General features: G+C 54.6%; 13 protein-coding genes. All 13 read left to right on the top strand.

The features are described from left to right. The first annotated feature begins 176 nt into the window (after positions 1–176). The 13 genes from nth to NYE26_RS18660 all read left to right on the top strand — a co-directional run bounded on the left by nth (position 177) and on the right by NYE26_RS18660 (position 21,212). The gene (gene nth, locus NYE26_RS18720) at positions 177–884 is read left to right on the top strand and encodes an endonuclease III (protein WP_036697993.1); all 708 of its coding nucleotides are present in this window, start codon (positions 177–179) and stop codon (positions 882–884) included. A gap of 2 nt (positions 885–886) precedes the next feature. Continuing rightward, positions 887–1,153 (top strand): hypothetical protein, encoded by a 267-nt coding sequence (locus NYE26_RS18715; RefSeq protein WP_036697991.1) that lies wholly within the window; start codon positions 887–889, stop codon positions 1,151–1,153. 372 nt (positions 1,154–1,525) lie between these two features. Then, a complete protein-coding gene (locus NYE26_RS18710; RefSeq protein ID WP_339249246.1) occupies positions 1,526–5,188 on the top strand; it encodes a dynamin family protein in 3,663 nt (1,220 codons plus the stop codon). A 578-nt stretch (positions 5,189–5,766) separates the two neighbouring features. Beyond that, on the top strand, positions 5,767–6,957 hold the full coding sequence (gene purT / locus NYE26_RS18705) for a formate-dependent phosphoribosylglycinamide formyltransferase (RefSeq protein ID WP_339257535.1): 1,191 nt from the start codon (positions 5,767–5,769) through the stop codon (positions 6,955–6,957). Then, positions 6,947–7,411, top strand: a complete 465-nt coding sequence (locus tag NYE26_RS18700; RefSeq protein ID WP_076079220.1) for a GNAT family N-acetyltransferase — start codon at positions 6,947–6,949, stop codon at positions 7,409–7,411. The genes purT and NYE26_RS18700 overlap by 11 nt, the downstream gene beginning before the upstream one ends. A gap of 812 nt (positions 7,412–8,223) precedes the next feature. Then, positions 8,224–9,873 carry a response regulator gene (locus NYE26_RS18695; protein ID WP_339249245.1) on the top strand — a complete coding sequence of 550 codons (1,650 nt, stop codon included), beginning with the start codon at positions 8,224–8,226 and terminating at the stop codon, positions 9,871–9,873. Between the two features lie 2 nt (positions 9,874–9,875). Beyond that, entirely contained in the window at positions 9,876–11,702 is a 1,827-nt protein-coding gene (locus NYE26_RS18690; protein WP_339249244.1) for a sensor histidine kinase, read from the top strand. Next, positions 11,699–12,721 (top strand): substrate-binding domain-containing protein, encoded by a 1,023-nt coding sequence (locus NYE26_RS18685; protein ID WP_339249243.1) that lies wholly within the window; start codon positions 11,699–11,701, stop codon positions 12,719–12,721. The genes NYE26_RS18690 and NYE26_RS18685 overlap by 4 nt, the downstream gene beginning before the upstream one ends. Positions 12,722–12,872: 151 nt before the next feature. Then, positions 12,873–13,943, top strand: coding sequence for a galactose ABC transporter substrate-binding protein (locus NYE26_RS18680; protein ID WP_339249242.1), 1,071 nt, complete (start codon positions 12,873–12,875; stop codon positions 13,941–13,943). Positions 13,944–14,104: 161 nt separating this feature from the next. After that, the gene (locus tag NYE26_RS18675) at positions 14,105–15,616 is read left to right on the top strand and encodes a sugar ABC transporter ATP-binding protein (RefSeq protein ID WP_209869874.1); all 1,512 of its coding nucleotides are present in this window, start codon (positions 14,105–14,107) and stop codon (positions 15,614–15,616) included. A 109-nt stretch (positions 15,617–15,725) separates the two neighbouring features. After that, positions 15,726–16,733 carry a galactose/methyl galactoside ABC transporter permease MglC gene (gene mglC / locus NYE26_RS18670; RefSeq protein ID WP_209869871.1) on the top strand — a complete coding sequence of 336 codons (1,008 nt, stop codon included), beginning with the start codon at positions 15,726–15,728 and terminating at the stop codon, positions 16,731–16,733. Positions 16,734–18,222: 1,489 nt separating this feature from the next. Next, the gene (locus NYE26_RS18665; RefSeq protein ID WP_339249241.1) at positions 18,223–20,184 is read left to right on the top strand and encodes a WG repeat-containing protein; all 1,962 of its coding nucleotides are present in this window, start codon (positions 18,223–18,225) and stop codon (positions 20,182–20,184) included. Positions 20,185–20,432: 248 nt separating this feature from the next. Beyond that, positions 20,433–21,212: a CAP domain-containing protein gene (locus tag NYE26_RS18660; RefSeq protein ID WP_051478722.1), complete on the top strand. Its 780-nt coding sequence runs from the start codon at positions 20,433–20,435 to the stop codon at positions 21,210–21,212. Positions 21,213–21,395: the final 183 nt, after the last annotated feature.

The following is a 21,395-nucleotide window of genomic DNA, read 5'->3' as shown; positions in this document are numbered from 1 at the left end:
ATCCTTGGTTTTGCCTTGGATCAAGGCGTTTTTTTTGAAATATAAGGGCAGCAGGCTGTTCGCTTGAACGCTATGAAAGTATACGATATAATGTATCTTTGCTTATATTTCTTCAGATTTGAGAAGATATGCTGTAAGAGAACTTGCAGTCATACCTGCTCCGTGGAGGGGACGCTATGAAAGCTGCAGAGGTCCGCCACATCCTGGACACTATCGGAGGCATGTTCCCTGATGCACATTGTGAGCTGAATCACAGCAACGCTTTTGAGCTTACTATAGCCGTGCTGCTCTCAGCTCAATGTACGGATGCAACAGTGAACAAGGTGACCGAGGACCTGTTTCAGAAGTACAAGGCTCCGATCGACTATATCTCAGTGCCGCTGGAAGAGCTGGAGCTGGATATCCGGAGGATTGGTCTATTCCGCAACAAGGCCAAGCATATTCAGAACCTCTGCGCAATCCTGATTGAGCAGTACGGGGGTGAAGTGCCGCAGGCCCATGATTTGCTGGTAACCCTGCCTGGTGTCGGACGCAAGACTGCCAATGTGGTCGTCTCTAATGCGTTTGGCGTTCCGGCGATTGCCGTGGATACTCATGTGGAACGGGTAGCCAAACGGCTCGCACTTGCGGGCTGGAAAGATTCCGTGCTGGAAGTGGAGAAGAAGCTGATGAAGGCGGTGCCGCGTGACGAATGGACGCTGACGCACCACCGGCTGATCTTTTTCGGGCGCTATCACTGTAAGGCTCAGAATCCCGGGTGCCAGATCTGCCCGCTGCTGGATGTATGCCGGGAGGGCAAAAAACGTATGAAAACTGCTGTAATCAGGAAAGCTAAGGATCATACGAAAGCTAACCAAGAATTAGAGAAGAAGAGGATGGGATAGAGATGAAGTGCATTTCTGTATATACTGATAATTTTGAAGCGTTCTCTGATATTTTTGACCGCGTTGTGGACAGCCCGATGGAAGAGAACGAAGAGCAGGAAGTGGAAGGCATCACAATCAGCCATTCCGGCGATGTGCCTGAGTTCTACCTGGAGCGTATGTCCGCAAAGCCAGAGGTTGTCGTAATGAAAGACAAATCCCGTGGCCTGACCATTCTGCAGCACGGCAAAGTCTTTGAAATCCTGCTTCCCGTGCTGGAAACAGCTTAATTCGGTTGAAGTTGATTAGAGAGGTTGTCCCATAGCCATCAAGTGGCTGACGGGGCAGCCTCTTTTTTTGACAGAGAAGAATGTATATGTTTTGGGGTCCCTGCAAAGTACCTGAGTCATCACCTACGCTAAAGCCCCACTTTGTGGGGTTATTTTGCGAACCCATAAAAGCAGGAGTTACGGGCGAGATTGGAATGCCATCTGCGAAATCTTGTTTTTCGTGAAGGTTTATAGCTGATTTTGTAAATGTGGACATTTGATTTGTGACGATCTGATGATAAAATATAATTGTTCTATTCTTGCAGTGAGATAAATCATACAAATGTAATAATAATGAAAGAAGCTATAGATCGCAGCGGAGGCGGGGATGTTGTGGGAGCAGAACGGGAAAGAGTGAAGCAGGTTACAGCGGGGTCGTCAGCGCTTAGGCTGCTTGAGGAGCGGCTGAGGCAATGGGGAGAACAGAAGAGTGCGCAGATCGTAGCGGATCTAAAGGTGAAGGAGCAGGCAGATGAGCTGACACTCGCATTCTGCGGACATTTCTCGGCGGGGAAGTCGAGCATGATTAACAAGCTCTGCGGTAAGGCCGTGCTGCCTTCGGGTCCGGTTCCAACCAGCGCCAATATTGTATCGATCCGCAGCGGAGCACCGCAGGTGCTGCTTCATCCGGTGGACGGAAGCACCGGAGGGAATCCCGGGGTGATCAAGACTACGCCTGACCGGCTTCAGGATTACTGCCGCCAGGGAACTGAATATTCAGCGATAGAGGTGTGGGAGGATGTCCCGGTGCTGGGTAATCACGGGGTGCTGATGGATACGCCTGGCGTAGATTCGACAGACGAGGGCCATCAGGCGGCGACCCGCTCGGCGCTGCATCTGGCAGATGCGGTGTTCTATGTGATGGATTACAATCATGTACAGTCGGAGAATAATCTGGCGTTTGCCAAAAGCCTTAGCGACTGGGGCAAGCCGCTGTACCTGATCATCAATCAGATCGATAAGCACAGGGAGCAGGAAATTCCGCTGGAGGAATACCGGCAGCAAGTGGAAAGCGCTTTCCGGGAATGGGGGATTCATTCTGCGGGACTGTTGTTCACTTCGCTTAAGATGGAGGAGCATCCGCTGAATCAGTGGAAGGATCTGCTGGCGGTGATCTCCGGTCTGCTGGAGCAGCGGCAGGGGCTGCTGGAGTACAGCTTGTCCCGCTCCATGCATCATACGGCGGATGCTGTCCTGGCGGATTATCGTGAGCAGCAGGAGGAGGAGCGGGCTGCGCTGCTGGAAGAGGCAGGCGGTTCAGCAGCGGAAGCTGTGGAAGCAGAGCTCCGGGCAACGATGCAGGAGGAAGCATCGCTGGAGGAGTTGCCTGAAGAGGCGCTGCTTGAGCTGCGCAGCAGGCTGGACGCCTTGCTCGGCAACACGAATCTGATGCCGGCCGATCTGCGGGACGCGGCGGGTGCATACATCGAGAGCCTCCAGCCGGGCTTCCGGCGCGGCCTGTTCTTCACCGCTGCGAAGCGGGAGAAGGAGCAGGGAGCGCGGCTGCTGCACTGGCACAGCCTTCAGCAGAGAGAGATCACTGCCCAGCTGGAGTGGCACACTCTCCAGCTCGTGCGCGAATGGGCGGAAGGCCTGGAGCTGTGGCAGGAGGAGGCGGAGCCTCGGCTGAAGCAGGCTTTCCCGGCGGTGAGCCAGCAGTGGCTGGCGGATCAGGTGAAGCCGGGGACCGGGGCTTCGGGCGAGGCGCTGCTTAATTTCTGCCGCACGCTTGCGGCAGAGATTAAGGCGCAGTTCCGCCGCGCGGTTCTGGCCTTCGGCGAGCCGCTGCTGGATGCGCTGCCGCCGCTGGTGGAGGAGCGGCGCGCGGAGCTTGCGCGCCGCGAAGCTGCCCTGCGGCGGCAGGCTGCGGCCCACGCCGCGCTGGCCGCCCTGGACCGCGCGGCTGCCGCCCGCGCGGACGCCCTTGCGGCGCTGCTGCCGCCGCGCCGCACCCTCACCCCCGGCGCGCTGCCGGGGGTGCCGCCCTTGGCGGCTGGCGCGCTCAGCGCCGCCAGCCCGGAAACGCCGCCGCGCGTGGCAGCGGCGGCAAGTCCCGGCGCCGCCCCGGCCTGGGCGGCGGGAACGGCAACGCCGCATGGGCGGGCGCCGCGGCCGACGCAGGCCGCTGCGGCGCTGCACGCGGCGGCCGGGGTGCTGCGGAGCGAGCCGGCCATGGCCTCGGCGGCGCGCAGCCTGGCGGCGCGGGCGGAGGATCTCGCCGGCGGCCGCTTCACGATGGCGCTGTTCGGAGCGTTCAGCGCCGGCAAATCCTCCTTCGCCAACGCCCTGCTGGGCGAAGAGGTGCTGCCCGTGTCGCCGCATCCGGCAACGGCTGCCGTCGGGCGGATTCTGGCGCCGGAGGGCGGCTTCGCCCACGGGACGGCGGCCATCACCATGAAGCGGGCGGAGGAGGTCTGGGAGGACATCCTCCATTCCTTCAGCGTGCTGCAACTGCCGACGCCGCAGCACGACTCGTGGACCGCAGCCGTGGCCCGGCTGCAGACCGGCGGGCTCCATCCGTCCGCGCTGCCGCATGCCGGATTCCTGCGGGCAGCTGCCGCCGGATGGGAGGAGTCCCGTCCGCTGCTCGGAACAGAGCGGACGGTCAGTCTGGCGGAATACCGCAGCCTGGTTGCAGACGAGAAGCGCGCCTGCTTCGTGCAGAGCACGGATCTGTATTATGACAGTCCGCTGACACGGAGCGGTATTGTACTAGTGGACACGCCGGGTGCGGATTCCTTACATGCCCGGCACACTGGTGTAACTTTCGGCTACATGAAGAACGCCGATGCCATCTGCTTCGTGACTTATTATAACCACGCCTTTTCCAAGGCTGACCGCAGCCTGCTTGCCCAGCTGGGAAGAATCAAAGACAGCTTCGCGCTTGACAAAATGTTCTTCATCATCAACGCCGCAGACCTCGCAGCGGACGAGGCGGAGCTTGAAGAGGTGAAGCAGCATGTGGCACAAAATCTGCGGGCCGGAGGCTTGACCTCGCCGCGGATCTACAGCGTGTCCAGCCTGCTTGCGCTGGAGGGTAAGTCAAGCGGAGCGGCGGAAGCCTACGAGGCCTCGGGATTCGGCAGCTTTGAAGCCGCACTCTCCACGTTCGCTGGTGATGAACTGCCGGGACTATCTCTGGCAGCAGCCAGGGACAGCCTAAGCTCGGTGCGTGGGCGCGCGGAAGAATGGCAACGCCTTGCGCTGATGGAGGCAGACCAGCAGGAGGAAGGGATGAAGCAGTTCCGCCAGCGCCGGGAAGCGGCGAATCTGCGGCTGGCCGCACTTGCTAAGGAAGACCGCCCGCTCCGGGACCTGCGCCGAGAAGGTGCGGAGCTGCTCTATCATGTCCGGCAGCGGATTGCCTTTTCCTTCGGGCGTTCCTTCCAGGAGTCCTTCCATCCCTCCATTCTCCGGGAAGACGGAGGGAACCTGAAGGACATCTTCATCGCCTGCGGGCGGGAGCTGGAGCGCAGTATTCTGCTTGAACTGGAGCAGGAGCTGTGGGCAACGACCCTGCGGCTGGAGTCGGCAGGGCGCAGATTCGTGACCCAGGCGGCTACAGCGGCTGCAGCCGAGCTGTCCATCCCGGCTCAGGAGCTTCAGCTGCTGGAGAATCCGGATGAGCGCTGGCCGGCACCGGCGAAGCTGGACTGCGTACTGGCTCCGCTGGATTGGGCCGGACTGTGGAGCCGCTTCAAATCTCCGCGCCACTTCTTTGAGGGGCCGGGCCGGGCAGAGATCCGCGCGGCTGCCGAGCCGTGGTTCAAAGAAGCGGTGGCTGCGGCGGCGCAAGGACAGGAGGACTCTCTGTTGACATTCTATACCGATGCAGCAGCAGCCGCCTTATCCCAGGCTGCAGATCAGCTGCGTGAAGGCCTGTCCGAACAGGAGGCAGCCATGTCGGCGCTGCTGAAAGGGGGTGATGGTGCGCAGCATTGGGGCCGGATCGCCGAAGAATTACGGCTTCAGGAGCAGGCTTTCGTCGTTGTATAAGAACTATAGTTTCCTCCTGTTGTGGCCAAGGTGTGCGTAAATTTGTGGTTGGGAGTTTTTGAATGATGCATAGAGTGACTTTGTGGCTGAATGTGGCTGAAGACTCGCCGTGAGGAGCAGCAGTGTATCTGATCTCACCTAAAGGCGGAATGTATGTGAAAAACAGCATACATTGTGCTCTCAAGCAGGCGCATGGCTCAAATGTATGTGAAAAACAGCATACATTGTGCTCTTAAGCAGGCGCGTGGCCCAAGTGTATGTGAAAAACAGCATACATTGTGCCGGAGCGCAGGTAATCCCATTCATCCGTTAGGATGAATTTGTTCCATGCACTTGATAACATATCCTTGTATTTCTCAATGAAATGGTGCTGCCCCCTAAAAGGGACAGTAAAACCGTTTTCACAAGTCTGTTGAACAGCCATCTGTGAAGTTTGTAGGAAAATGTCGAAGAATGCTTGCAATCTGGTGGATGATGGATGAAAATAAAGAAGACTGAAAATTTACAATCAAACTGCGACATTTTACAGAAACAGAGAAGTCAGCAGACAAATTTGCGAAAAGAGGTTGGAGTCGACAATGTGGGGAGCTCCTTTATCAGCCCGGAGTAAAAAGCTGCTGCTGCTCGGCAGCGGTGAACTGGGTAAGGAAGTCATTATCGAAGCTCAGCGCCTTGGCGTAGAGACCGTAGCTGTGGATCGTTATGAAGCAGCACCCGCGATGGGTGTGGCCCACCGCTCTTATGTACTGGACATGCTGGATGCAGAGGCACTCAAGCAGCTTATCCGTATAGAGAAGCCCGATTTGATTGTACCGGAGATTGAAGCCATTGCTACCGGGGCGCTGGTGGAACTGGAGGAAGAAGGATTCCTCGTTGTTCCTACCGCCCGTGCTGCACGGTTGACCATGGACCGCGAAGGCATCCGCCGTCTGGCGGCAGAAGAGCTGGGCCTACCTACAGCAGCCTACCGGTTTGCTGACAGTCTGGACGAACTACGCCAGGCAGTGTCGGAGCTGGGAACGCCCTGTGTCATTAAGCCGATCATGAGCTCTTCCGGCAAAGGCCAGAGCGTGTGCAGAACACCTGAGGATGCGGAAGGCTGCTGGAATACGGCGCTCGAAGGCGCTCGTGCGAAGGGAACACGCGTCATCGTAGAGGCTTTTGTTACGTTTGAGAGCGAGATCACACTGCTTACCGTCCGCTCGGTTAGCGGAACCGTATTCTGTCCGCCGATCGGCCACATTCAGCAGGATGGCGATTATGTAGAGTCCTGGCAACCGCATCAGATGAGCGGGGCGCAGCTGGAAGAGGCTGAGGCCATCGCCCGGAAGGTTACCGATCAGCTTGGCGGTTATGGAATTTTTGGAGTAGAATTATTCCTCACCGCGGATGGGGTTCTGTTCAGTGAAGTGTCTCCCCGGCCGCATGACACAGGTATGGTTACAATGATTACGCAGGATTTGTCGGAATTTGCTCTGCATGTCAGAGCCATTCTTGGATTTCCGCTGGAAGCGGTACGTTTGTTGACACCGGGAGCTTCGGCCACCCTGAAGACTGATGGAGCCGGACAAGCTTTTGCGGTGACCGGGATTGAAGAGGCGCTGGCCCTTCCCCGCACGCAGGTCCGGATATTTGGCAAGCCGGAGATCCGCCCGGGACGGCGGATGGCAGTAACACTCAGTTCAGCGGAAGATATTGAAATCGCGCGGATGACGGCCAAGCAGGCTGCGTCTAAGCTACAAGTGGAGGTATACAAGGATGAACAGTAGTACTCAGGAGCAGGTACTGCAAATTCGCAAATGCGGCATGAATGATCTGGAGAGAGTGACAGCCCTTTTGCGTGAATTCGGCTATCCGACAACGCTTAGCGTGATGAAAGAGAGAATGGAAGGCATGGAGCATGATCCGTTCCACTGCACACTCGTCGCAGAGCTCAATAACGAAGTTGTGGGAATGATCGGTTTACGGCAGGTGAAGTCCTACTACAAGCATGCCGATTGTATTACGGAGATTACCGCGCTGATCGTAGCAGAGGAGCTTAGAGGACAAGGCCTTGGCAAAAGACTCGTAGCTGCAGCGGAAGAATGGGCACGCCATCAGGGCTGCTGCCAGCTGTTCCTGCGGAGCGGCAATCGCGTTGAACGTGCACCTGCACATGCGTTTTACCGCCATATCGGTTTTGAAAAGACAACAGGCTACCGCTTCAACAAAGCCCTGCTATAATCCTATACGTGTAACCGAACATCCCCATCCCGGCGTAATCGGGATGGTTTTTTTTGGAGATAGCGCGGCTAATCCGCTGCCGCTTGTCTGGAATGCTCCCCGTTCCGCCTTCTCCTTGAGGCTGCCCCCCGGAATTTAGTGGAAAAAGAGCATCTATTTCACCCGAAATTTCCGTGTTCAGACTAGCAGTTGGAAAAAATACATCTATTCGTCTACAATCCCCGCGTTATGAGCAAATCCACAGGAACAAATGTAATTTATCCACTTGAAATAGCCTAATTGGTTAAAATAATCAAATTAAGTATACGAAATCCACTTGTTGTTTATATAAATTAGCACTTAAAGAAGCGGAGGGGAAATTAGGAACTGGAGGAGCGATAGCGTCCGCCTGAAAGCTTTACGAAGGAAAGCTCGCATCGTAAGAAAAGCTGCGTTTGGATTTCTACCGCGAGTAGCGGTTAAAATCAAGAAATCCAAACCGGGCAGCGGCGGGAGGGCCAAACGTTCACCGCAGCGACGACCAAGCTTTGAGTTCTAATCTTGAGTGTCCCTAATCTTAAATGCCTCTAACCTATGTACATAATTTCCGCTTGCGTTATATCAGGCCACGCTATATAGTGAATTGCTCCTATTCACTACAGTTGTCACAATAACAGTCACTGTAGCTGTCACAAAATCAGTCACTATCTCTGTCACTATAGTGCCCCCCCACGTGATCCGCAGCCCTGTCTATATAACCATAGATCGGGCCATTTGAATCAGCTATTATAGTTCTGTGAACCTCCATATTCTATGCCGAAGAGGGATGAAGCATGTACAAATTAATACTCGCCGAAGACGAGGAAGATGTAAGAGAAGGCATTATCGCCCAGATTGACTGGGAGCAGTACGGCTTCGAGGTCGTTGAGCAGGCTGAGAACGGGCGGGAGGCGGCGGATGCGATCGACCGGCTGCTGCCGGATGTGGTCGTTACTGATATTCAGATGCCCTTTATGAATGGCCTGCAGCTTGCAGAATGGATACGCAGCCGCCATCCGAATACGAAGATTATCATTCTGACCGGCTATGATGAATTCGAATACGCCCAGAAGGCGATTAAGCTGCAGATTGATGAATATATCCTGAAGCCCTTCTCGTCCCAGGAGCTGATTGATGTTCTGCTGAAGGTTCGCGCCACGATCGAGACCGAGATCGCCGAGAAGGAGAATGTGTTCGTGCTGAGCGAGCATTACCGCAAGAGCCTGCCCGTTCTGCGCGAGCAGTTCCTCTCTACCCTCGTGTCCCGCCGCCTGCGCTCCGCAGAGATCGCCGAGAAAAGCACAGAGTACGGCATCCCCCTCACCGGAGAATGCTTCCAGTCCTCCGTGATCAGCATCGATTATATCCGCCCGGACCATTCTTCCGCCGTTCAAGCTCAGCGGCCCGTGTCCCTGCGGGATACCGGCGACCGTAATCTCCAGCTCTATGCTGTGCTGAACATCGCGGAGGAGATCTGCCAGAAGCATGGCTTCGGCAAGGTATTCATCCACCGGGATGATGTTGTGCTGCTCTCGGTCAGCCAGAGCCCGGAGGAGAGCGACATTACCGCCAGAACCTTCGCCATTCTCGAAGAGATCTGCCAGAATGTTCAGCGCTTCCTGAAGTTTACCGTAACCGCCGGGGCCGGAACCGTCTGCAAGGAACCGTCCATGCTGTTCCATTCCTTCGGGGATGCGCTGCAAGCGCTTGATTACCGGCTGATCCTCGGCAACAACCGGGTCATCTGGATTGAGGATGTGGAATCACGGTCCAGCCGGATGCTGGACTATGATGAGCTGACCCAGCAGTCGCTGATCCGCACGATCAAGCTGGGCACCGTCCAGGAGCTGCGCGAGGTCGTGGACGAGCTGTTCCGGGGACTGGATACGGAGCAGGTCTCGGCGCAGGATTATCAGATCTTCCTGCTGGAGATCATTACCTCCATTCTGCGGGTGGCGAAGGAATCCGGGAGCGGAACGAATGATTTTATCGGACCCGGCCTGACCTCGCTTAGCGATATGAATAAATTCAACAACCTGGAAGAAGCCCGGCAGTGGATTATTACCGTATGCAGCCGGCTGATGGATTCCATCGCTTCGGAGCGCCAGTCGAGCTACAAGCAGCTCATTGACCAGGCTAAGGAATATATCCGCAGCCACTATGAAGAATCCGATATATCCATCGGCAGGGTGTGCCAGCATCTGCATATCAGCACAGGCTATTTCAGCAGCATTTTCAAAAAAGAAATGAAGATGACCTTCGTCAGCTATCTGCTGCAGATCCGGCTGGAGGCAGCCAAGGAGCTGCTGCGTTCCACCGAGCTGAAGGCGTTCGAGATCGCCGAGCGGATCGGTTTTGCCGACCCGAACTATTTCAGCTTCTGCTTCCGCAAGAAATACGGACAATCCCCCAAAGAGTATAAGAACAGCGCGCGGGGAGAATAGCCATGAACAAGCCGAGGGGTTATTTCTTCCCGCTGCGGCCGGGGTCCCGCAAGAGCGGCAGGCTGCGCCTGTCCTCGAAGCTGCGGAGTATCCAGCTGATCATCATGCTGACGTTCATGGCGGTGACTGCGGCAGTGGCCGTGATTGTAAGTGTGATGCTGTACGGCAAGTTCGCCAACACGGCGGAGGAGAATGCCAATCTCAACATGCAGCAGATCATCGAGCAGGTGAACTATAACCTGGAGCTGTATGTGAAGGGGATGGGCAGTATTTTTGCGACCGCCGAGAAGCAGATTACCTCTACGCCCTCCATCGATTCTCCGCTGCTCTATGAACGGATGGATACACTGATGAGCAGCCGCGAGGATCTGGTGTCTGTGGCTGTTTTTACCCCGCAGGGGCAGTATGTCGTAGGGACGCCGGGGCAGACGATGCGCATGAACACAGGGCTGGAGAGCCAGAGCTGGTTCACCACAGCCAAGCGTACCTCGGAGATCTCCTATTCCGCACCGCATATCCAGAATTTGTTCAAGGGCAGGTATACGTGGGTGGTCTCCATCTCCAAGCTGATTCAATACAGGGAGAACGGGGAGCTGAGAACCGGTGTGCTGCTGCTGGACTTCAACTTCAGAACGATTGACGAACTCAGTAAGCAGGTCAAGCTGGGCAAAAGAGGCTATGCCTACATCCTCGACCCGCTCGGCAATATCGTCTATCATCCGCAGCAGCAGCTCATCTACGCCGGGCTGAAGTATGAGAATGTGGAGCCGGTGCTTGAATACGCCTACCGCAGCTATCTGGACGAATCGACCGGGGAGAAGCGCTTTATTACCGTACGCACGCTGGCGCAGACCGGCTGGAAGATTGTCGGGGTCGCCTATTACGATGAGATTGTCACCACCAAGCGGGATCTGAACCAGTTCCTGGCGTGGTTTCTTGGTGTTGTTCTGGTCTGCGTGATTGCGGTGTCGGTCTTCCTGTCCTGGCTGATTGCCAGCCCGATCCGCAAGCTGGAGCGTACCGTGAAGCAGGTGGCGGAAGGGGATCTGAATACGCCGATTAATGTTAGCGGAGCCTATGAGGTAGAGCAGCTGTCGAGACGCTTTAACATGATGCTCCAGCGTATCCGTCAGCTGATGGAGCAGATCATTTATGAGCAGGAAACGAAGCGTAAGGGTGAGCTTGAGGTGCTGCAATCGCAGATCAACCCGCATTTTCTGTACAATACGCTGAATTCGGTCATCCGGCTGGCAGAACGCGGCAAAACGGATGAAGTCGTCACCATGATCCAGTCGCTCTCCAGATTCTTCCGCATTAGCCTCAGCAAAGGCAAGAATATTATCACCATCCAGGAAGAGCTGGACCATATCCGCCATTACCTGGTGATTCAGAGCTTCCGCTTCAGGAATAAATTCCGTTATGAGATTACGGCGCAGGAAGAGGTCCTAGAGTGCCAGACGATTAAGCTGATTCTGCAGCCGATCGTGGAGAACGCGCTCTATCACGGGATCGAAATGATGCCGGACGAGGGGCTGATCTCGATCAGCGCCGGGCTTCAGGACGGGCTAATCATCATCAGGGTCAGCGACAACGGCCTCGGGATGTCCAAGGAGACGGTGAACGGCATTCTAAGCGGAAGCGTCAAAAGCACCAGCGGATCAGGGGTCGGTGTCCGGAATGTGCACGAACGGATCGGCCTGTATTACGGGCGGGAGTACGGGCTTGCTTTTCAGAGTGAGCTGGAAGAGGGGACGGTTGTTACGATTGTGTTCCCGGCCCGCCCGGCGGGAGAGGCTATGGATGAGCAGAAGGAGGAGACGAACCTGTGAAAAGCGTGCGTGTATGGCTCACCGTGCTGCTGTGCGGAGTGCTGTGGATCTCTGTGTCCTCTTGTTTCAATGCCTCGCCAGCCTATATCAGCACCAGCAAGACGCGGAATATCCACCTGATTGTCAAGATGAACAAAGGGGATTACTGGAACACCCTGAAGCTCGGAGCAGAGGCTGCGGCGAAGGAATTCAATGTCAATCTGACGTTCAAGGCGCCGGATTCGGAGAGTGATATTGAGGAGCAGGTCGTCATGGTGGAGGATTCCATCCAGGAGAAGGCGGATGTGATTATACTCGCGGCCAGCAGCTATATGGGACTGGCGCAGGTCGTGGACCAGGCGGCGTATTCCAGAATTCCGGTGATCTCCGTCGATGCGGAGGTTGGCTCGGCCAAGGTTCGGACTTACGTGGGGTCGAACGGCTACGAAGCCGGACAGAAGTCCGCCGAGCGGCTGATTCAACTGCTCCAGGGCTATGGCGAGATCGGGATTATTAACTTCACCAATTCGTCGCTTACCCCGGACTCCGGCAAGACTGGCAGCATCGACTATGGTGCGCGGGATGCAGATGAGCGGGAAAAGGGTTTTTTGAATTATGCCGCCCGCTTTCCTAACGTTAAGGTCGTACAGATCGCCTACACCTCCTCCAGCACCTCCGACGCCGAAAATCTGACCCGGGAGATGCTGAACAAGTATCCCAATCTGCGCGGTATTGCCACCCTGAATGAAATTGCTTCACAAGGCGCGGCCAGGGTGATTCAGGGTCTTAAGAGGGATAGTGTGAAAATGATTGCTTTTGACAGCTCGCCCTCCATGATGGAGTCGCTTCAAGATGGCACGGTGCAGGCGACCGTCATTCAGAATCCGTTCAGCAACGGGTATCTGGCGGTGAAATATGCCGTGGAGGCGCTCGAAGGCATGGATATTCCCGAACGTGTGGACACCGGCACCAAGCTCATCGATCTGGAGAATATGCTGTGGCCGGAGAATCAGAAGCTGCTGTTCCCGTTTGTCCGGTAGCAGAAATTTAAGATCTATATAGTAGAATTTTCATGGAAATGAGTAGGATTTTATATTCGCAACCGTTTTCACGTAGGGCATAATAAGGATGTACCCGGGAGACACCGGGATCATCCCAAATAAAGAAATATCCTCAGGAGGTCAATTAGACATGAAAAAAATCACTTCCGTTCTACTTGCAAGTGCATTGCTGGGTGCTGCTCTCGCAGGCTGCGGCGGCAACAATAACAAGGCGGCTGACCCTGCTAACACTGGAACTTCGGCTAACACTGAAAATTCCGGTTCCGCTGAGACTCCGAAGGTCGGCGTAGCGATCTACAAATTCGACGACACGTTCATGACGGGTGTCCGCAACGCCATCGATGCTGCTGCCAAGGGCATTGCCACTGTTGATATCGTAGACAGCCAGAATTCCCAGCCTACACAGAACGATAAGGTGGATCTGTTCATCACCAAGAAATATAACGGCATGCTGATTAACCCGGTAGACCGCACCGCTGCGGGCGTCATCATTGACAAAGCCAAGACAGCAAACATTCCGGTGGTCTTCCTGAACCGCGAGCCGCTGCCGGAAGATATGAAGAAATGGGATAAAGTCTACTATGTAGGTGCGAAAGCTGAAGAGTCCGGCACCATGTCCGGCCAGCTGATCGTGGACTACTGGAAGGCACACCCTGAAGCGGACAAGAACGGCGACGGCGTGCTGCAGTATGTCATGCTGAAGGGCGAACCAGGACATCAGGATGCAGAACTTCGCACCACCTATTCCATCCAGGCAATCGAAGATGCAGGCATCAAGGTGGAGAAGCTGGCTGAAGATACCGCGATGTGGGATCGTGTAAAAGGCCAGGAGAAAATGGCCGCCTTCCTCGGCTCCCACGGCGACAAGATTGAAGCCGTACTGGCCAACAACGATGATATGGCACTCGGCGCGATCGAAGCCCTGAAGGCTCAAGGCTACTTCAGCGGCGACAAATACATGCCGGTTGTAGGCGTGGATGCAACAGCTCCTGCGGTTCAGGCTTTGCAGGATGGAACGATGCTGGGTACCGTACTGAACGATGCCAACAACCAAGGTAAAGCAGCGATCACCCTGGCCGCTCTGCTGGCCAAAGGCGAAACGCCAACCAAAGAGAACGTAGGCTTCGACATCACAGACAACCAGTTTGTATGGATCTCCTACAAAAAGATTACCAAAGACAATGTAGCAGACGCGCAATAATCCGTTAACAGGTGCAAGGCTACAGATACAGATACGTATCATAGATACCAGTCCCGGAGGGTGCTGCAATGCGCTCTCCGGAATTCCTTACGGGTAGGGAGCAGGATGGAAACGCTGTGCCTCTCATGGAAAAAGACAAAAAGCGTAGGGGGCGTAACAACATGGCAAATACGGAGTTTTTGCTGGAAATGAACGGCATTACCAAAGAATTTCCCGGCGTGAAGGCGCTGGATGGAGTCAGCATTAAGGTTCGTCCGGGCTCGGTTCATGCACTTATGGGCGAGAACGGGGCAGGCAAGTCCACACTGATGAAATGTCTCTTTGGAATCTATTCACCGGATGCCGGTGAGATCTTCCTGGATGGCCAGAAGGCCTCCATCACGAGTTCGAGCGAAGCATTGAAGCACGGCATCTCGATGATCCATCAGGAGCTGCACCCTGTACCTTTCCGCAGCGTGATGGAGAACATCTGGCTGGGACGTTTTCCGACCAAAGGCATTGGGCCGCTGCAGTTCATTGACCACAAAAAAATGTTCACCGACACCGAAAGCTTATTCAAAGATCTGGATATCGACCTGAATCCCGAAACACTGGTGGGCAAGCTGTCTGTATCCAAGATCCAATCCATCGAAATTGCGAAGGCGGTCTCTTTTCACTCCCGCGTGATTGTCATGGATGAGCCAACCTCGTCCTTAACCAGCGTGGAAGTGGAGCATCTGTTCCGGATCATCCGGGACTTGCAAAAAAGAGGCGTAGCTATTATCTATATATCTCACAAAATGGAAGAAATCCTGGAGATTTCCGATGAAGTGACGATTATGCGTGATGGTAAAAAGATCGGCACCTGGCCCTCGGCCGAACTGACCACGGACCTGATTATCTCCAAGATGGTCGGGCGTGATCTGACGAACCGTTTCCCGGAGCGTACTAATGTTCCAGGCAAGGTGTTCATGAAGGTAGAAGGTCTGACCTCACCCGAGCCCAGATCCTTCAAGGATGTGTCCTTCGAATTAAGACGCGGGGAGATTCTGGGTGTAGGCGGTCTGGTCGGCGCACAGCGAACCGAGGTTATTGAAGCATTGTTCGGACTGCGTGCAGTAAAATCCGGCTCCATCTCGATTGACGGCAAGAAGGTGAAGATTAATTCTCCGCAGGATGCCAAAAAACACGGCCTGGCCCTGCTGACCGAGGAGCGGCGCGTGACGGGGATTTTCCCGGTGCTGTCTGTGCATGAGAACGGCGCCATTGCCAACCTTGACCGCTACAAGACGCCTTATCTGCTGCTGAACGGCCGCAAGAAGAAGGTTGAAGTCGATAAAATGATTGAAAAGCTGCGCACCAAAACGCCAACGACCAAGACGCAGATTATGAATCTATCCGGCGGGAATCAGCAGAAGGTGCTGCTGGCCAGATGGCTGCTCACTGAGCCTGAGGTGCTGCTGCTCGATGAGCCGACACGCGGAATTGACGTCGGTGCGAAGTTCGAGATCTATACGATCATTGCCGACCTGGCGAAGCAAGGGAAGAGCATCATTATGATCTCCTCGGAAATGCCTGAGCTGCTGGGGATGTCTGACCGTGTCATGGTGATGTCCGAAGGACGGCTTACTGGGATATTAGAAGGTGCGCAGGCTACAGAAACCGAAGTAATGCGACTCGCTGCTCAGCATTAATCAGGAACTGCACTCACAGGACGGCGAAGACCATAGGGCACATGCAAGGTTGAAGAAGCTCAGCAACGAATGCTTAAACTTCGCGTAACAATTAAGGAGGAACACAATTATGACTATTAAAAGAGCGCAGTCCTTCGTGACTCAAAACGCAATCTACATCGTACTGATCCTGCTGATTATGGGGATCATCATATACGAGCCAAGCTTCATGTCGATCAACACCTTGCGGGATGTACTGATCCAGTCCTCCACACGCGTTATTATTGCGCTCGGGGTGGCCTTTATCCTGATCACCGCCGGGACCGACTTGTCGGCAGGCCGGGTGGTCGGCTTCACTGCTGTCATCTCAGCTTCCATGCTGCAGATTCCTGACTACTCCCGCCGCTTCTTCCCCGATCTGCCACAGGTGCAGGTCTGGCTGCCGATTCTGATCGCCATTGTGGCCGGTCTGCTCTGCGGGCTCGTCAACGGGATTATCGTCTCCAAGCTGAACGTTCCGCCGTTTATCGCCACTCTGGGCACGATGCTGATCGTATACGGTCTGAACTCCTTGTACTTCGATATGGACCCTAACCAATCCCAGCCGATCGGCGGACTGCGTCCTGACTTCACCAACATCGGCTCCGGCTTCATCGGCAGCGGCCAATATTCCATCCCGTACATCGTACTCATAGCCCTCGGAGTCGCGGCGATCGTCTGGGTGCTGTTCAACAAAACCAAGCTGGGCAAAAACATGTACGCCATCGGCGGCAACATGCAGGCAGCCAAGGTATCCGGGATCAACGTCTCCAAGAACCTGATCTACATCTACGCCATCGCTGGTGCCCTGTACGGTCTGGCCGGTGTGCTTGAAGCTGCAAGAACAGGCGGCGCTACCAACAACTATGGTAACATGTACGAGCTTGACGCCATCGCAGCCTGCGTTGTCGGCGGCGTATCCACTACCGGCGGGATTGGTACCGTTCCAGGCGTCCTGGTCGGGGTTATCATCTTCACCCTGATCAACTACGGCCTGACCTTCATCGGCATCAGCCCTTACTACCAGCTGATCATCAAAGGCCTGATCATTATCGCGGCTGTATCGTTTGATATGCGGAAATATTCATCGAAAAAATAGGCTTGGGTTCGGTGATTAGTCGTATCTGCGGGGAGTTTGGACTTCCGGCCGCTGTCGCTCCTAAGTTATTGAATTCAAGTGTTCATTTAATTTGAACTGAACTGAGCATCTTGGGTGGAAGGTATGATCGTGACTGCGGTGAGTTTTGGACTTCCAGCCGCTGTTGTCTGCAGATTTCTTGATTCATACCGCTTATTAGCGGTTGAAATCCGCAGACAAAGGCGGACGCTACCGCTCCTCCAGTTCCAAAATCCCCTCCGCCACTTTCCTTCTACCCGGGGATCAGTTCATAGTTCAAATTCCATTACGATTGAATTCAAGAACTCATCGGGTGCTTACGCACCTCCAATCTCACATCCCCTCCGGTACTCCTATCACCTCACCAAGGGTGGGGAAGGCAGGCAAAGAGCGTTTGCGGTATATCGCAAACGCTTTTTGGCTTGCCCGGATTTGTCGCAGCGTTGCTCCAAATCACCTGATTACACGTGCCTGCCGGATTTGGGGCTTCCGGATGCTACCCCTCCTTCGTTTCCCAATTCCCTTCCGCTCCTGATATCACATGATCGTGAAATGTTGCAATAATTGCAATTCCGGCTGGCTGAAACAGGGGAACTGGGGATAGTTGCTGCACGAATTACAACATTTCCTCTTCTAATTGGCTTGCGGGCGGACAAATGCTGCCTTTCATACAACAATGTTAGTTTAAAGTCGATATACGTAGCCGAATGTTACATTTTGGGCAGGATTTCGCTGCTAATAGTGACTAATTAATAGTTTTATTCTGTTCCAGAGGCGCAGATAGCAGGGAGTGGGCGGCAGGAGCGAGAGGTGGCAAGTGGCAAGTAGTTAGCAATCAGGTAGCAGGCAGTGGGAGACAAGCAGTTAGCAATCAAACAGCAGGCAGCGGGAGGCAAGTAGTTAGCAGTCAGATAGCAGACAGTAGGGGGAAGGAGTTAACAATCAGCCAGCGGACAGCGAGTGGCAAGAGGTTAGCAGTCAGGCCAGCGGTTAGGTGTGATACGTATGCGAATTTACTTATTTAACCAATTTTATGAATAGTGTTTTATGTCTCTATCCTTTACAAAGTTTTATTAAACTTTTGCCCGCCCGGCAGAAGGATTATTCTCATCTTACAAGGGCAGGCACAGCAGCCCTTGTTCACCCGGCACACACCCTCCAAAAGGGTGTGTTTGTGTTTAAACCAACAGAAAGGCAGAAGTAACGGAGGTGATTTTGGAACTGGAGGAGCGGCAGCGTCCGCCTTTGTCTCCCGATTTCTACCGCGATTAGCGGTTTAAATCAGGAAATCGGGAGACAACAGCGGCCGGAAGTCCAAAACTCACCGCAGTTACGGCATCGCCTTTGTAATTTTTAATCCCTAAAATCCCTCAGTCCTCAACTCCAGCCGCCGTTCCTAGACACAGACACACCCTTTCCCCCTCACTCTCATAGTCTATAGGCAAAAGCCTTTGTAAAGGAGAACGACAACATGCTGAGGATTAAGCTGAACGAGCTGGGAAAAGGGAACGACAACGGTTTGATTCAGACAGAGGTATGGCGGTGGGACGGTATCGGCTGGAATGAGTGTATTCCGCAGCAGGAGGAGGATTTCATCCGGGCGGAAGAGGAGCTGTTCGTGACTATCCCGGCAGAGGCGGGCTTATACCGTGTAGACTACTCCAAAAAGCCCCTGGAGGCGCTCATTGTGCTCCCGGATGACGGGGGAGGCCTGCGGGCAGCGCTGCTGCATCCGGCTCCTTTTAAACTTAAGGACGGGACGCTGTGGGGGTATATCAACAACGACGGCCGGATTGTGATTGAGCCGAGATATGATTATGCGGAGGAGTTTCAGGAGAATGGCCTGGCGGTGGTGCAGCGGGGGAATGTCAGTGGTCTGATTGACAGCTCCGGGCGGGAGCGGGTCAAACCGGTCTATAATTTTATTAGTCCTTTTTCCGAGGGGCGGGCCGTGGTGTCGGATGCGAAGGGCTACACTTTTATTGATGAAAAAGGCAAAGAGGTGACGTCCGCGCGCTATGACTATCTGAATTCGCTGCACGAAGGCCGTGCGCTGTTCTCCAAGCAGAATACTACCGGGGGGAACTCGCTGTATGGCTACCTGGATGCCCAGGGCAAAGAGGTGTTGCCAGCCGTCTATCTGGACGCCGGGGATTTCTCAAACGGGACTGCACTGGTCAAAATAACCGAAGGGGAATATGCACTGATTGATCTCCATGGCGTGGTGCTGCATACGTACAAACATCCTTTTGTCGGGTATCCGGGGGATGGGCTGCTGGCCTTTCAGGCGACGGAGAATGGAAAATACGGTTATCTGCACACGGACGGCACGATTGCTATCCAGCCGCAGTATACGGCAGCTCTGCCGTTTTCGGAGGGCCGGGCGGTGATTAACACAGCCGCTGATTATGGCAACGCCTACGGTCTGATCGACAAGCAGGGGAAAATGATCATTCCCGCCGTCTATTATGAGGTGCAGCAGCTGGGAGAGAACCGTGTGGCGCTTGGGACCCCGCTGTATGCGGATCAGCCTTACAGAGGCTCCAGATATGTCATCGCCGATGCGCTGACTGGAAGAATTCTCAGCACCCACCCGCTGCTGGGCGTGAACAATTATCAGCAGGGACTCGCGTCGGTGTATGATGCGAAGGATACGTATTTTATTGACACCAGCGGGAAAAAAGCCGCCCAGCCCCCGGTCATCGCAGGCTCAGGATCACTGTCCTTCAGCGGCAGCCTGATCCGCGCGGATATTGATCTGCGCACCTCCTATTATGACCGTAAAGGCAAGCAGGTCTGGCGGCAAAACGGGGTCATTCCGCTCAGACCGCCATACTCTGTGCTGGAGAAGAAATACAAGCCTAACCGGGATTATCTGGTCTATTATCCGGTCGTGGAAGGGATCGCGGTTGCTGAGGTCTCGAAGGCAGTGAATGACAAGCTGCGGGGCCTGTCGCTCCCATACGGGGCGGGGACGGGGGGAGGCACGCAGGATTTCAGCTATACGGGAGATTTCGCCGTATCCTTCTTCCGCAAGAATCTGCTGGTGCTGGAGCTTAGCGGTTATCATTTTCCGTTCGGCGCTGCGCACGGCATGCCTACGCGGATCTATGAGCATATCAACCTGCGCACCGGCAAGTTCTACACGCTCAGCGATCTGTTCAAGCCCGGCAGCAAATACGTGCAGAAGCTCAGTGATATTGTCGGCAAGCAGATTGCGAATGATCCGCAGTATTCCTATGTTTTCCCTGACACGTATAAAGGCATTACAGCCGATCAGCCCTTTTATGTGGATGCGGAGGCGCTGTACCTGTATTTTGCACCTTATGAGATTGCTCCGTACGCCGCAGGATTTCCAACCTTCCGCATTCCGTATGCTGAGATTATGGGCCTGATCTCGACCGAAGGGGAGTTCTGGCAGTCCTTTCATTAAATTAAGCGATAGAATCGCCGATATATAGGATAGACACAGCCGTCCTGAAAAGGACGGCAATGCTGTTTTCTTTTGCCGCTGCTGGAGGGTACAAGCCTTTTCTATCTATAAAATGACAGAATTTAGAAGCGCACAGCTGATAGTTTTGTGTTACAATGACCTAGGAACAGATTACAACTTTGTAACATATGTAGACAGACACCCTTGTCCCCATGATACACCACAACGAAGATTAAGGAGATGGCAGAATGAAAAGCAAGACTTTGAGAAGAATGATAGGTGGAAGCGTAGCCGCTGTTATGGCGCTTGGCATTTCTCTTCCATTACAAGCAAACGCAGCAGCAGCCGGTGCCCCTGCGGCAGCCGGATCAGATATGAATTTCGCACAGCTCATGGACTATTTCACACAGAACAATTCGAAGACCTTTGTACTGGGTGGCAATACGTACACTGTCACTAAAACCTTTGTATACACAACGCCAGCTGCAGCTGCCCCGGCAGCACAGCCGGTAGCTCCGGCTAAGCCGGTTGCAACAGCAGCACCAGTGGCTACAGCGGCCCCGGCAGCAACTGCTAAGCCAACCCCGGCCCCCGTTGCCACTGCAAAACCTGTGGTAACCCCTGCCCCATCTGCGGTTCCTGCAGTTGGCAATAATGCCTCCAGCTACACACAGCAAGTAGTCGCACTGGTGAACAAAGAGCGCGCTGCAGCTGGACTAGCCCCTGTCTCCGCACTGGACAGCCTGAACAAAGTGGCTGCGGCGAAGGCTGCGGACATGCGCTCGAACAACTATTTCTCACACACTTCTCCGACCTACGGATCACCTTTCGATATGATGTCGGCGTTCGGCATTACGTATAAGGCGGCTGGTGAGAATATCGCTATGGGCCAGAAGACCCCTCAGGAAGTTATGACGGCTTGGATGAACAGCCCGGGTCACAAGGCTAACATCCTGAGCGCGAATTTCAACTATATCGGTGTTGGCTTCGATAATAATTACTGGGTCCAGGAATTCATCGGTAAATAAAGTTACGTTAACTCCGCCCTCCGGCATTGCCGGGGGCGTTTTTATGTTTTTAGGATATTAAAGTAATATTGGTCTTGATACGATTAGCGCAGCGCTATCGTGCCGCAGTCCGCGGTCTTGCACGATCAGCGCAGCGCCATCGTGCCGCCCTTACTGCTTCCACCGTTTAGGTGTGAAGCGGCG

Source organism: Paenibacillus sp. FSL P2-0136, from assembly GCF_037975325.1.
Taxonomy (GTDB): Bacteria; Bacillota; Bacilli; order Paenibacillales; family Paenibacillaceae; genus Paenibacillus_AQ; species Paenibacillus_AQ silagei.
The sequence above is the reverse complement of the archived record's forward strand: the minus strand, read 5'-3'. Positions and strand labels throughout refer to the sequence as shown.